Source organism: Leptothoe sp. LEGE 181152 (assembly GCF_032906605.1).
Taxonomy (GTDB): Bacteria; Cyanobacteriota; Cyanobacteriia; order Phormidesmidales; family Phormidesmidaceae; genus Leptothoe; species Leptothoe turfae.
Genome location: NZ_JASATU010000004.1, coordinates 256,543 through 269,777, shown reverse-complemented (window position 1 = coordinate 269,777; position 13,235 = coordinate 256,543). Strand labels below are relative to the sequence as shown.

The window sequence follows — 13,235 nt, the reverse complement described above, 5'->3', positions numbered from 1 at the left end:
CTCACAGGGGTACTTAATTGAAATTCTAATCAATGCAGCGGATTCTCTGGTCAGACCTTGGATACGGGGGCTGGAAACCCTTCTCTCCTCAGAGCAAGTCGCCATTAATTTGGGCAAAACTTAGGTAATTAGTGCGTTTTGCTTAACATCTAAAGTTGTACAACGTGTTAAAACGTATTGCAAGTTACAGATACAAAAAACTTTGATGTGGCGTACTGATCCCCTGACATTATGAAGCGTTAATTCTGGGGTTATTATCTTGTGCTACCCCAGTCAGTTTACGTAGTGATGTGCATGCTGGTCCAGCTAGGGGAGCATGCAATTGCAAGTGGTTGAGAGCTTACTGGGTAAGATTAGAGGCGTAGGTTGGTAGCTCAGTACCCTGGTAGATAAGAGAGATCGCAACTGCCAAAAATAAAATATAGCTTGGCGCACATAATTCAAAACATCAGTTGTTGCTGAAAGCTTAAATGGCAACAGCTATGTACGCAACAAACGGCTGCATGCATACATGCAGCCGTTTGCCATACTACCCCTACAGTAAAACTTAGTGCTGGTACCTCCTGGCAGCAGATTCTCTCTCGTTACACAGCATCCGATAGAGCCTTCTCATCCTGCATTTATCTTATTGAGGTAGGTTCTCGGGCTTGACATTAATTGTTCTAACTGCGCCATTCCTTTTCACTTCAAGGGTGAGTTGCTGACCTACCTTGCCATTGCTGACGATCCGTTGTACCTCTGCCGATTCGTCTACAGCCTGCCCGTCAATCGCCGTAATCACATCTCCAGCCCTTAAACCACTGCTGGCTGCGGGGGAATCTGACAGTACCCGAGCAATCAAGATACCGGTGTCTTCTTCTACGGTTAGACCACTATTGGGATTAGCATTAATATCCTCTTTCACATCTGGACTCAGGGTAATCATCTGAATACCCAAAAATGGATGCTGGACCTCGCCAGTGTCAGCGAGTTCCGTCGCAATCCGTTCCACCATGTTGATGGGGATGGCAAACCCTAATCCCTGGGCACCGTTGATGATAGCTGTATTCACACCGATGACTTCGCCTTGTTGGTTTAGCAAAGGACCACCAGAATTTCCTGGATTAATCGCTGTGTCGGTCTGGATAAACTCCACCCGTTTATCCGGTACACCCACCTGATTGCTAGAACGACCGACAGCGCTGACAATGCCCACTGTGACCGTGTTATCCAGGCCCAGGGGGTTGCCGATGGCAATGGACCATTCCCCTGGTTGCAGCTGGTCTGAGTTACCCAGGGGGACAGTAGGCAGATTGCGTTCATCGACCTTAATCACTGCAATGTCAGTTACAGGGTCACTACCCAGCACTCGACCATCCAAAATGCGACCATCTTTCAAGGTGACGGTCACTGTATCAGCGCCATCGACCACATGGGCATTGGTAATAATTTTGCCGTCATCGCTGATGATAAAGCCTGATCCCAGACCGCGTTCGGTGCGTTCTTGACTTCCCTGAGGCAAACGTCCCCCAAAGAATTGACGAAATGTAGGATCATTAAAAACATCTGGAATCCTTTGACTGACGGTGCGTGATGCATCGATACGCACGACGGCAGGGCCGACGTCAGTGACAACATCGGTAATAAAGTTAGGGTTTGCCGTTGGGGCAATGGCTGGCGTTGCAGGAGCTGTCTGGGCAACGGCAACTTGATTTTCTTGCCGCAGCGGTGACTCTGGTGACCAGGCCAAGAAGCTACCGGCAGTTGCTATGCCAGCTCCCATCACGAGACTGCTGAGGACTTGCCAGGAGCGGGACGGGTTAGGTGTATGAGGATGCGAATGGGACATGGTTGGGACACGTTTGATTCAGTTGTCCACAGCTTAAATAGTCGATGTGACATTCTTGTGACATCGGGTTGTCAATATCGTGTTGGCTGAACGAAGCCGAAGCCAATACCTCATCGATACCGCTGAGCCTTAATATCTTCAACTGCATCTCTAATGGCTGTTTCCACATTAAGCCAGGCTTCATCGCGATCAGACCATGAGGTAATGGGTTTTGCATTGGTAGGGAATGCCTGGAGGTCGCTAAAGGGTGTATTTTTCCAGTCGGCAGGGCGCAGAATAATAGGAATCACCCTGGCTTTGCCAGCCTGGTGATGTTCCATGGCTTGCTTGAGTTCAATTTCGTAGCAGTAGTCTGAGGCGATAAAATCAGCGCTAATCAATAAATAGAATAATGTCTGCTCTTTTTAGATTGTCGTCAATTTCTTTGGCCCAGTCTGTACCGGCAACAATGCAGCGATCATGCCAGGGTTGAATGAGCTTTTGACGTTGGAGGATTTTTAGATGAGTGTCCAGTTGATTGCGTAGGGTTTCGTCTTTGTGGGAATAACTGTAGAACAGTTTTAGAGCTTGGTTGCGACGTTCTATGTCTGAAAGTCTCTGGCGGCTGCCTTCGATATCTACGCCGTTGAGTAAGTCTTGAACATTGAGGTCAATGAGTTCGTCACCAACTACTTCCTCAAAAGATTGTCTACCCTTACTTTCTCGTATCAGCAGGTCTTTGTAACTAACGGTAATGTTGGGATAGCCAGGGACAGGTACCAGTTCTTTGGGGGTGAACTTAAAGTTGCTGTGGATGCGGTCAAAGTCAGACCGGATAATGGCTAGTAGGCGACGACGACTGGATAGGGGACCGTTGACGCTGATGCTGACGGATTTGGCTTGGGGGTCTGCTTTAACTAAGGCTTGATTACCTTCGAAGTTGAGGATAACGCCTGTGCGCCAGCGGAGTTGATGGTCGCTTAGTACATGGGTGCGGACGATAAAGCGGGGGAGCAAGCCCTCTGGCAAAATCGGGTACTCGTAGCGAAAATTCAGACAGTCAGGCAGTTCAAACTCTGAGGCTGCTTCGGGTTGTTGTTTGTCCAGCAGGTCTGGGATGAGATAGCGCTTGTCATCCTCCTGGAAGGGAAAGCATAGCTCAAACTTACGCATTAGACCTAAAAGGAAGTCGTGGCGTTCTAATGGATAGTCTTTGGGATCTAATAGTCTATTGAGATAATCAATCTCTAGCTCACCGTTGGCTTCGGTAAGTTCATGGTCATTAAGGAGTTTATAAATACCGTTGGTAACCCAGTGGGGATTGAGGACATGGGTGTCACGGAGACGGCTATCTTTTCTGTAGTTAAGGGCAATACCGAGGCTATGGAGATGGACTGCTAGCGAATTCTGAGCACTCGGATCAGGTTCTCCATCTGTTTGACAAATTTCTCGGTACTTTTCGAAAGAGATGTAGTTTGCAGCCATATCTGACAGGCGTTTTTTGATCTCAAACCAACTGCCAGGGAATGGGGCTCGCAGATGTTCTAGTCGGTCTGTTTCTCTTTCGATAGCTGCTTGTAGGGTATCAATGCCAATTTCGGTGTCGCAGTCGGTTTGAATAAACTCTCGAACGTTAGGAAACTTTTGCTGTAGGGCGCGGCGATTGACATCAAAGGGGTGTTCTGCAACTTTATTGAGCACAACAAGAACAGGTGAGTCACCTCCGAAACTTTCGATGAGTTCTAGCCAGTATTCGGCATCGGCATCTTCATGACCTTGACGACCGTTGAGTACCAGTAAATAAAGGCTACGTTCGGTCAGAAAGAATTGGTGGGTGGAGTGCATGATCTCTTGGCCACCAAAGTCCCAGACATGGAGGATGATATCTTCGCTTTGGTTTAGTTGTAGTGGCCATTGGGTAATGTTAATGCCCTCCGTTTTTTGGGAGTTTGAATCAAATGTGTTGTGAATTAGACGGTTGACTAGCGAGGTTTTACCCACAGCGCCAAAGCCTACAAGAATCAGTTTTGCTTCGTTGAGAGGTTGGCGATCGGTCTGTATGCGGAAGTAATAGTTGAGAATGTCCGCTGGTTTGCTAGGTGTGGCCCCAGAATTAACCTCTTGCCAAGTTGATCCAAGAATTTCTGCAGAAATTCCTAATTGCTCATTTTCATGCAGAAAAAGTTTTGTTAGATTGGTTAGCTGATCTAGTTCTTTCGGAATTGAAGTAAGTTGATTTTCAGAGAGGCTAAGCAGTGTGAGGTTATTGAGCTGGCTAAGTTCTTTTGGAATTGAAGTAAGTTGATTTTCATCGAGATGAAGTTCTGTAAGGCTATTGAGCTGGCCAAGTTCTTTTGGAATTGAAGTGAGCTGATTGCCGAAGAGGTAGAGGTCTGTAAGGTTATTGAGCTGGCCAAGTTCTCTTGGAATTGAAGTAAGTTGATTATCATCGAGGACAACCTGTATTAGGTTATTAAGCTTATATAGCCTTTTGGGGATGGAGATAAGTTGATTTTTTCCAAGGTTGAGGAATTCCAGGTTGTTGAGCTGGCTAAGTTCTTTCGGAATTGAAGTAAGTTGATTTCGGAAGAGGTCAAGGTTTGTGAGGTTGTTCAACTGCCCGAGTTCTTTGGGAATCGAGGTGAGTTGATTTTGGGAGAGGGAAAGGTATGTGAGGTTGTTGAGCTGCCCGAGTTCTTGGGGGACTGAGGTGAGTTGATTTTGGGACAGGTCAAGCTGTATGAGCTGATTTAGCTGATATAGTTCTTTAGGGACTGAGGTGAGTTCTAAATCTGATAGGCTCAGTTCTGTCGCTTTACTTTTAATAGCCTCTTGAATGCGTCTTTTGGCCTCAGCTAATCCGTCTTTCTGTGACATTTTTTCAGCAGTAACTATGTCTTCTGGTATTACTGCCAATATCTGAGCAATGGCTGTCAGGCTTGCCTCACTTACCTGTTTGCTCCGCTCCGGGTGAAATAACCGACTCACCGTATCTGCACTCACGCCAGCTAGCTTTGCAGCCATTGCAAAGCTCAGGTTCAGTTCAGCTTTAGCAGCTTCTAGCTTTTGTAAGCCTTCAGGGCTGGCAAGAAAACTGCGCGGTTTTGACGACATAAACGGCATTTGGTCGGTATCGTTACCAAGATACTCGGCGTAGCCCCAGGCTGCCAGGTATCCCTAATATTTTTAATGGGCGGTGTGTGATGTAGCTCTACCAACTGAAACGATCAAACAGCGCGTGTTACATACCTGACAAACTACTGCCAATCAACAAGTTTAAGATTTGGTACCCTTACAAACTCTCTGGTATTGTGAGTCACTAAAGTCAATTCGTTTGCTAATGCAGTTGCAGCAATTTGCAAATCATAGGCCCCTATAGGAGTTCCTTTATCCTGTAAGTCAGCACGAACAGCACCACAGATTGCAGCTGCCTTGCCATCAAAGGGTAAACTTGCAAACTCAGCAAATAGTATTCTTAAGTTTGCCAGGTTATTAGTTTTACGCTTACTCCTGTAAGCACCGTAATATAGTTCAAACTTAACCACATCACAGATGCATACATCATCAGGAGATTGCGCAAACAAATTTTCATAAACTAATTGACTGCTGCGATTAAGATACGCAATACAGGTGTTGGTATCCAAAAGGTAGAGCATCATTTCTATCGCTTCAAAGCAGAGGCTCACGCTCTGGCTGATTACCTTGTGGTGCCCTCACTAAAGGCTCTCCTTGCCACGCACCAAACAGATCCAGAAACTTTTGCGACCACTGACGCTTTTGCGTGACCTGAACCGGTTGATAAACAATCAGAATCTCAACCTCTTCATTATGATGATCTGGTAGTTGAACCTGTAACAAACCGGATTCATTAACATGGGATCTCAAACGAATCGTTTTCATGTAGGGTTCCCTCCATTCTGACTGTCGCCATTGGCCTACATCCATTGTAGACGTAGCATTCACTAACTGTGAATGCTGAAAATCACCGAAGCCACCGCACATGTGATTGTAAATCTGTAGTCGCTGCCATTAAAGGTTCTCTGGATAATTAATCGATTGGGTTGATATCGGATAATAGCTGAAACGATCGAACAGGGCTCGTGCAGATACCGTTGGCTGAGCGGAGTCGAAGCCAACATCCCCTTCGACTCCGCTCAGGGACCGTTTACCCATAGGAACGCTACTTCTTGCCAAATCTCTTCCATTGCCCCGGCGGCGGCAATAAAAACTCATATGATCCAGCTGCACTTCCCGGTTTTGCCGCTAGCACAATATCAAACGACAACGAAATCCGCTCTCCCTCCGTATGATTCATCGTCACCCCATGACGCTGCTTTGAAGGAAACAAAATCAACCGCCCCTCCACAGGCACATACATCGCCTGATCCTGGTTTAAATCATTCCAATCCACAATGATGTTTGTGTTCTCACTACCTAACCCAGGGCTCACCTCATTGGGCCGCATATCATCAAAAAACACCAGGCTGCCCGCCTCATCACTACCTGAATTCGGCACCGATACATAATACACAGCACTAATGTGGGATGTATTATGACAATGGGAACCCACTTCTTGTTGCTGGCGAGAAACCACAGGCCAGGCCCGCTGAATATAGAGATCAATTTGATTTAGATCCACACCCAGCGCTTTCAGATATCTCTGCACATGCACTTCTACCTGACCCACAATCCAAATAAACCGAGGGTCAGTATGGATTTGTTCTGCTCCATGCAGGTCCCCCGTCCAGGCCATCTCAGGAAATGCCTGCCGTTCGTAGCCATCTTTTTCCAACTGTAATGCTGCATCCATCAGCTGCTTTTTATGGGCTGTGGCGTCTGGTAGATCTTCATAGTAAACAGCGAGGGGAAACCAGGTATCAACGGGCATTTTTTAGCTTCGAGGGTAAAGGTATCCGGATTGAGTAGCTTATCAGACTTCAGCTTTGACCGGAGGTTTGATGAAGAGTGAAGGGTGAAGAGTGCCTCTTTATCAGTTCTGTAGGCGTTCCTTGAGTGGAGTCAAAAGGATGTATCGGCTGGGTTTTAGCTTCGACTTCGCTCAGCTAGCGGGAGATGTGGGACAGTTACACCTACTCTTTACCCCCTTTACTATTACTCCCTTTACTCATCACTCACTACTTGCCCATCTCCTGCAATCCACTCCTGCAATAAATGCCAGCAAGGCAGAAAATGCTGAGCCAATACCGCATCCATCTGCCAGAAATGACTATAGCCGTCGCCGGAACAATGGCAGCCAATAAAAATCATTAACAGATCGTGATAGAGCGGTTGCTCAGCAGACTCATCGGCTAGGGATGTGGTGACATCGCGACAGGCATCGACACATAGATGGTTGATTGTATTTTGTAGGTAGACCAGGTTTGTGGCAGCCTGGCAAAAGATCCCTTCGCTTGATTTGAGAGAGGATAAATAGTGCTGACGATAGTTGTCTAAAAAGATCTCATGGAGACGACTTAGTTTTTGTTTTAGATGGGTGCGTAACTCTAAAGAAAAAGATTTGATGCCCTGATGTTTCCAGTTAGAGAGAATATCCTGTTCTAAGGAGGATGTTTCCAGTGCAGAAATGTTGATTTTCATCAAAGGGTTGATCACTCTGATGAATAAGAAATCGAGATCGATTAGGCTCAGATCTAATTTGACGGGAGTTGTCTTAAATGCCGATGAGCTAGGCAGTTCATCGCTTGCATGGGGATTGCACCAGATAAATTTAAACTCAGCTACATCCGCCATCATTTCCCCAATCAAATGGGTGAATACCAGACCTAATCGTTGGCGTACCTCACCATGGAAAAAGGCATGGGCCTTGTTCTCATTTAAGGTGACTTCATCTGCCACTGGGGAGAATAGCTCTCGGCAAGTGACTGGGCCACTGTCTGTATAGGCTGTTTCTCCGGCTCGTAAAGGTTCATCACAATGGGCCAAACTGGCATAGTCTGCTTCAAACTGGGTCATCATTAGCTGCCAGTAATGGCCCCAAATGTCATGGATAAGAAAGGCTTCGGCTTTTGCGGTGGGTAGAACACTGACCGAGCTGGATAACGCTTCGATAACGTGGTCTATAGATTCTCCTAGTTGTTGGGCAATGGGAATAGCCCAGGCAATATCTATGTTTTGAGGCTGACAGGGGCCAAACGTGGGAAAGCGCCGAAATTGATCAAAGCTGAAGCTTTGCATTCTCTCAAATAGCTCAGAAAGACGTTGTTGCTCTGCTGTAGGGATTTCAGCCCAGACTTCAGCCTGATCGGTGGGCAGACAAAAGTAAATCTGCAGAGGTGTGTAGATGATGTCAACAATGTTGGCTGGCAGTGTAATGCCAAAGAGATGCTTGAAAAGCACTGTAGCTTGGATACGACTGAGCTGAATCGAGGCTGCACCATTGATGCTGGCGAGACCCACACTGTGTAATACGGTTTGAATAGTGGCAGCTTGGTCTTTAATGCGCTGATCGATCTGCTTTAATGTGTCTTTTAGTTCTTGTTGCTCTTGTTCAGATAATTGAAAGTGTTGGCATAGGCCAAGGGTAGCTGCCTCTGATTCTAGAGCAGGAGGAATCTTATCTGGAGTTTGCTTGCTCAACGTGGGGGAAGATAATGTCCCTTGCCATTGGTGCCCAGCGAGTTGGCAATAGCGTTTGCTCAACAAAGCTGCTCGGACAAATGACTGCCGTACAGCTGTGGGAATAGTCTCAATGGCTTGTACCTGGTGCTGAACGGTATGCCGACGCAGGATGGCTAATTCGTTATGTAAACTCTTGAGTCGCTGTTGTTGTCGTTGGTGAAAGGTGTCGTTGGAGAAATCTCCACTTTTTCGTAAACAGCGGGCAATCTCTAGTGCTTCTGTTAATAATGCTTGATGGGTTTCGACCAGTGGTTCGAGGTGCATGGGTTTAACGGTAGACGGTGCTGACTACCGACTCCTGATTTTTTAAAGAATCAAAATTGCTATTGATTAATACGGACTAACCGAATTTCTGTGCGCTGGTTACGTGAGTCGTTGGCTGGGACTCCTGACAGCGGCTCGCTAAAGCCTTTCCCTTCGGCCAAAATATTGTGATTTACGGCTTGATTCTTTAAATACTGCACGACAGCTTCGGCTCGCTGCTGGCTGAGGCGCTGGTTGAGTGTGGCACTGCCGGTTTGTGATGTGTGGCCAATGACTCGAATGGCAACCGTTTCGGTATTAAATTCGTTGATTTCAACGGCTAGTTGGGCTAGGGTTTGCTGGCCTTCGGTTGCGATCGCAGCCGACCCTACTCCAAACTTGACCTCACCCCTCACTTCCAAATCACCAATGGGTTGAGAGCTTTGAATGGTCTCAGGTGTCAACTGCTGCGCCTGGGGCTGCTGGGTATTGGTTTCCCCAGTGAGGAATGTGGCTAATTCCGGATCGTCAGCTTTGACCAGTTCGATCAACGACTGGGTATTGGCTACGGCCTCAGCAATAAAGCGATCGCTATAGAGTTCATTCGCTAAAGGGACCTGGGGCAGCTGACCCGATAGCACCAGAATGGCGGCTGTTGCCTCAATCCGCTTTGACAGAATGCCATCCTCCATCCAGCGTCCAGCTTCCACTGAGGTAAAGAAATCAATACCGTCAATCACTAAATCAGCCTGGGATGCTGATAAATTACCATCGGTTTGAATCAGAGTTTTTAATTGACTGTTATCTCGGGCTGACTGATCCATCCATCGATAGTAGGTAGATAGAAAATCTGTGAGCTTTTCTTCGTCTTCCTGGATGAGATCATCCGAAGCCACAATCACATCCAAAATGGCATTGGGCGCATCTTCACTGGAGAGCACAATTGTGTGACCTTGCTCACGGGCCTGGCTCACAAAGGGTTCCCAGAGGACAGCAACAGCAATATTTTGATTGGGATCTTGGAGTTCTTGCCAGGCTTCAGAGGCTTCTGCCACTTTCAGCTGATTGAAGTCCGACAGATTAAATCCGTCAAACCGAATGTCGAGCACTTGCGCCAAAAACTCGCTAGGGGTATCCGCTGCGTAAGCCAAACTCAGAGGCTGACCCTGGGCGATTAGCTGACTGAGATCATTGAGGGATTTTAATTGTGAATACTTTGGTGTATTTAGCACGACTGCATCGGCACCCACAGTCCGATCAATCAGACCAACAATCTTTCCTTCTGGCTGATGCTTCAGGTATTGATCCAAGGTGGTGACAATGAGATCGGCACTGTCTTTTTCTAGACGAGTTGCTCGTTCACCCTGGTCAAATTCATTTTCGAAGCGTATAGATATACCTGATTTTTCCAGCTCTTCATTAAACTCCGGAGATCGAAACGTGCTGTAGCCACTGAAGGTGTCTCCTAGAATGAGCAGTTCGTCTGGGTCACTACTGATCACTGACAAAGGTTTGTTTGCAAATGAAAATAGCGTGTCTTTTAGACTCCAAAAGCCTAAAGAAATCGCAATAATACCCAAAATATAGACAATTGGTGGGGGTCCACCTGCACGATTTGACACTAAGACTACCTCCAGTAATTTCTCCTAAAGTACCTACAACCCATGTCACTTTTGGTCAGCATGGTACTTAAATTCCTGTATGGTCTTATGTTATTTAACCCTAACGTTAGGGTGACCATAACGCCGGTTATGATTTCTGATTTTTCAATTGAGCAGCTCGTTCTTCACAAAATATGAAAGTGATGACGGAGAGACGTGGAAGGCAACGTCTCTCCCTTCCAAGATTGGAATCTGGTACTTTTGTTTCCTAGGTGTTTTCTCTAGGTGTTTGTTGACGTTGTTTGAGCTGCTGCAGACGTCTCTGAATTTCTTTCTGTTGAGCAACTGGATCAATGTCTGCCATCGCTTGCTCTGTTGGGTTGACCGACAGTTCTACAAAGGCACGTTTTTCTAAGTAACGGGTGTGGACGGAATTTTTGGCGGCCTCAAACTGAGCACGGGCAGAAGCCATATCTTGTTCGTTATGGGTTTCTGCAATTGCCGCGAGTGCTTCATTCACCTCAGTTAAATTTTTCAGGGCTTGTAGATCGCTCTTGTAGCGTTCTAGCCGCGCTCGCTCCTGGCGTAATTTGGCTAGGGATGTGTTGACTAATGTTTCGGCTTGTTCAACCTGGGCTTCAACTTTAGGTAAAAGCTGCTCCAGATGAATAGCTGAAGCGATAGCGGCCTCGGCGTCATCATGCCGTCCTTCTTTTTCGGCATTCAGTGCTGATTCTTCAGCCCGCTTGAGTGCGCCCACTTTATATAAGTAAATTTTTTTTTCCCGTTGGAACGTGGCGTATTGTTGGTTGGTGGCTGTAGCAAGTTGGCTGACTGACTGTTGCATTTGTTTGATGGCAGCTTCGGCGGTTGCGATCGCGTCATCATCCAAATCCGCATGACTGTCTGGCCCTGGAGCTTCTTCAGAAATTCCCCATAGCCAGTTCCATACAGCCAGGGTTGCCTTACCTCCACGCTCCCCCATCAACCAATAAACGGCCTTTTTCATGTGTCGTTACAGCGGAAATAGTACAGATACAGCGGTTGCCCTAAGTCAATGATTCAATCAAGTTATCCCATCTGAGCATGGGCCAATTAGAGCATGCTCCTATCCTAATCAATGGGATCCGCGCTATAGGAATTACTTCAGACAATTCACATATAATTCCTCACGGTTCCTGGCGATCTCGATCACACACTTAGCTCAGGTGGGCTCAGAAAACCCTTACCTAACCCTTAGAAACCCATCAACTCAGACTCAGGCATGCCCTGGATAGTAGTAATCGAAGCACAGCGCATCGCGCTTTTAATCACTAGGAGAACGTAAACCATGAAAAATCTACTTTCCACAGGTCTATCTGCTTTGATGCTCGCTGCCGTCATCGCTCCTGTTGCGCAAACTATCAATATCGCTGATGCCTTTGCTGCTCAACCTAGCATTACGCGAGCGGCTAAAACGTTGCTAACTTCGGGGCAATTTGTCACCGTTGACCAGGCCAAAGACACCACTGGCACGGCCCGTATTGTTGAAAAAGATGGCCAGCGTATTCTCGAATTTGATGGTGCGTTTGACACAGCCCGTGGTCCTGACGTACAAGTAGTGCTCTACAAAGGCGATTCTGTTCCTGTGAGCATAGATGAAGCTGATTACGTGGTCATTGGTGATCTCAAGAGTTTTGAAGGCTCCCAAGGCTATGTTCTACCCGCTGATATTAATCTTGCTGAATACGGTTCAGTTGCCATCTGGTGCGCAGAATTCAACGTTACCTTTGGCTACGCTGATATTTAAGGCTTAATCCGATATGAAAATTTTTGGCATAGGTCTGCACTAATAAGTGAATAGACAAAACTATCCATCAATCCGGACTATCTCCGTGGGAGACGCTTTGCGAACGACTCCGCTCCGCCCTCATTTCTCTAAATTAGCTGGTTGAGCGGAGTCGAAACCAATTGATTGATATCGTGTGAGTCATAATTGGACTCATTCGCCAGACTATTCAAACTCTGGTAAATCTAATGGCTTTTGGATTTGTACATCTATCGTAGGTGGCTGCGCTTGCACCAATTCCGGCTCTGGTAAATCTAACTGCTTTTGCTTTTGCACTTCTACAGCAGGTGCTTGAGCAGGCATCAATTCCTTCTGACGCTCTTCTAGTTTCAGCGGTAGCTTGACCTTCTGAGGTTTCTTCGCTTGCTTAACCTTCGGTAGGCTACGCTCCAAATCATTCAACGGTCGCGGAATCACCATGACGGCACTCAGCTCACCAATGCGCTCAGCCTCATGCATGCCCGCTTCGACGGCGATAGCTACATTAGACAGAGACCCACGAATCAAAATTGTACACAGACCTTCACCAATGGTTTCGTGAGAAATTAGCTCAATTTCAGCCGATTTCGTCATGGCATCGGCTGCCCCTACCATGGCTGGAAAACCACGGGTTTCTAATAACCCAATGGCACCACTACTCATCTGGGTTTCACCGACACCGTCCAACTCACTCAGGCGGGGCAAAATGGGTAGCACCTTCTCCATATCCGCCATTGGTCTAGGAATCAGCGATGACGATACCAATTGTCCAAATCGCTTAGCCGTTTCCACACCCGCATGCACCGCCATGCGCACATCTGCTACCCCACCCCTCACAATAGCGCTACACTGGCCACCACCCGTCTTTTCGTAGCCCACTAAATACACATCAGACGACTTGATCATGGCATCAGCAACACCGATGATGGCTGGAAAACTCGTTGTTGAAACCACACCTAAAGCTGAGTCCTTTACCCGCCGCAGTAACGACATAGCTTTATCATTGGAACTAGCGAGAGCGGAAAAGTCTACTGGCATTGTGAGTCTCAAGTAGCGTTGGAGAGCCCTTGGGTGCTTGTGGTAGTTGAGGTTATATCAACACTCTAAGGTGAAAGTTTAAATAGGGTCTGCTAAAAAC

General features: G+C 47.0%; 11 protein-coding genes. 1 reads left to right on the top strand and 10 read right to left on the bottom strand.

What is annotated here, in order from left to right; translation table 11 throughout:
• Positions 1–625: 625 nt before the first annotated feature.
• The 9 genes from QGP82_RS03160 to QGP82_RS03120 all read right to left on the bottom strand — a co-directional run bounded on the left by QGP82_RS03160 (position 626) and on the right by QGP82_RS03120 (position 11,299).
• On the bottom strand, positions 626–1,828 hold the full coding sequence (locus QGP82_RS03160; protein WP_163660640.1) for an HhoA/HhoB/HtrA family serine endopeptidase: 1,203 nt from the start codon (positions 1,826–1,828) through the stop codon (positions 626–628).
• Positions 1,829–1,938: 110 nt separating this feature from the next.
• Positions 1,939–2,208: a hypothetical protein gene (locus QGP82_RS03155; protein ID WP_499057041.1), complete on the bottom strand. Its 270-nt coding sequence runs from the start codon at positions 2,206–2,208 to the stop codon at positions 1,939–1,941.
• Positions 2,201–4,921, bottom strand: coding sequence for a COR domain-containing protein (locus tag QGP82_RS03150; RefSeq protein ID WP_499057039.1), 2,721 nt, complete (start codon positions 4,919–4,921; stop codon positions 2,201–2,203). Before QGP82_RS03150 ends, QGP82_RS03155 begins: the two co-directional genes overlap by 8 nt.
• A 143-nt stretch (positions 4,922–5,064) precedes the next feature.
• A complete protein-coding gene (locus QGP82_RS03145) occupies positions 5,065–5,466 on the bottom strand; it encodes a type II toxin-antitoxin system VapC family toxin (protein ID WP_499057037.1) in 402 nt (133 codons plus the stop codon).
• A 10-nt stretch (positions 5,467–5,476) separates the two neighbouring features.
• Positions 5,477–5,707, bottom strand: a complete 231-nt coding sequence (locus QGP82_RS03140) for a hypothetical protein (protein WP_163660648.1) — start codon at positions 5,705–5,707, stop codon at positions 5,477–5,479.
• Positions 5,708–5,987: 280 nt separating this feature from the next.
• Positions 5,988–6,695 (bottom strand): TIGR02466 family protein, encoded by a 708-nt coding sequence (locus QGP82_RS03135; protein ID WP_499057036.1) that lies wholly within the window; start codon positions 6,693–6,695, stop codon positions 5,988–5,990.
• A gap of 233 nt (positions 6,696–6,928) precedes the next feature.
• Positions 6,929–8,710: a hypothetical protein gene (locus tag QGP82_RS03130; protein WP_499057034.1), complete on the bottom strand. Its 1,782-nt coding sequence runs from the start codon at positions 8,708–8,710 to the stop codon at positions 6,929–6,931.
• Between the two features lie 59 nt (positions 8,711–8,769).
• Positions 8,770–10,311 carry an OmpA family protein gene (locus tag QGP82_RS03125; RefSeq protein WP_499057032.1) on the bottom strand — a complete coding sequence of 514 codons (1,542 nt, stop codon included), beginning with the start codon at positions 10,309–10,311 and terminating at the stop codon, positions 8,770–8,772.
• A 247-nt stretch (positions 10,312–10,558) separates the two neighbouring features.
• On the bottom strand, positions 10,559–11,299 hold the full coding sequence (locus QGP82_RS03120; RefSeq protein WP_499057030.1) for a PspA/IM30 family protein: 741 nt from the start codon (positions 11,297–11,299) through the stop codon (positions 10,559–10,561).
• A 321-nt stretch (positions 11,300–11,620) separates the two neighbouring features.
• On the opposite strand from QGP82_RS03120, the gene QGP82_RS03115 reads away from it, so the two are divergent.
• The gene (locus QGP82_RS03115; protein ID WP_499057029.1) at positions 11,621–12,079 is read left to right on the top strand and encodes a DM13 domain-containing protein; all 459 of its coding nucleotides are present in this window, start codon (positions 11,621–11,623) and stop codon (positions 12,077–12,079) included.
• Between the two features lie 204 nt (positions 12,080–12,283).
• Here QGP82_RS03115 and ccmO read toward each other — a convergent pair whose 3' ends face one another.
• On the bottom strand, positions 12,284–13,135 hold the full coding sequence (gene ccmO, locus QGP82_RS03110) for a beta-carboxysome assembly protein CcmO (protein ID WP_163660662.1): 852 nt from the start codon (positions 13,133–13,135) through the stop codon (positions 12,284–12,286).
• Positions 13,136–13,235: the final 100 nt, after the last annotated feature.

Bases quoted from the DNA above. Each gene is read 5' to 3' on its own strand.
- QGP82_RS03160 (WP_163660640.1), bottom strand. From the start codon at position 1,828: ATGTCCCATTCGCATCCTCATACACCTAACCCGTCCCGCTCCTGGCAA.
- ccmO (WP_163660662.1), bottom strand. From the start codon at position 13,135: ATGCCAGTAGACTTTTCCGCTCTCGCTAGTTCCAATGATAAAGCTATG.
- QGP82_RS03130 (WP_499057034.1), bottom strand. From the start codon at position 8,710: ATGCACCTCGAACCACTGGTCGAAACCCATCAAGCATTATTAACAGAA.
- QGP82_RS03140 (WP_163660648.1), bottom strand. From the start codon at position 5,707: ATGAAAACGATTCGTTTGAGATCCCATGTTAATGAATCCGGTTTGTTA.
- QGP82_RS03115 (WP_499057029.1), top strand. From the start codon at position 11,621: ATGAAAAATCTACTTTCCACAGGTCTATCTGCTTTGATGCTCGCTGCC.
- QGP82_RS03150 (WP_499057039.1), bottom strand. From the start codon at position 4,921: ATGTCGTCAAAACCGCGCAGTTTTCTTGCCAGCCCTGAAGGCTTACAA.
- QGP82_RS03120 (WP_499057030.1), bottom strand. From the start codon at position 11,299: ATGAAAAAGGCCGTTTATTGGTTGATGGGGGAGCGTGGAGGTAAGGCA.
- QGP82_RS03145 (WP_499057037.1), bottom strand. From the start codon at position 5,466: ATGATGCTCTACCTTTTGGATACCAACACCTGTATTGCGTATCTTAAT.
- QGP82_RS03135 (WP_499057036.1), bottom strand. From the start codon at position 6,695: ATGCCCGTTGATACCTGGTTTCCCCTCGCTGTTTACTATGAAGATCTA.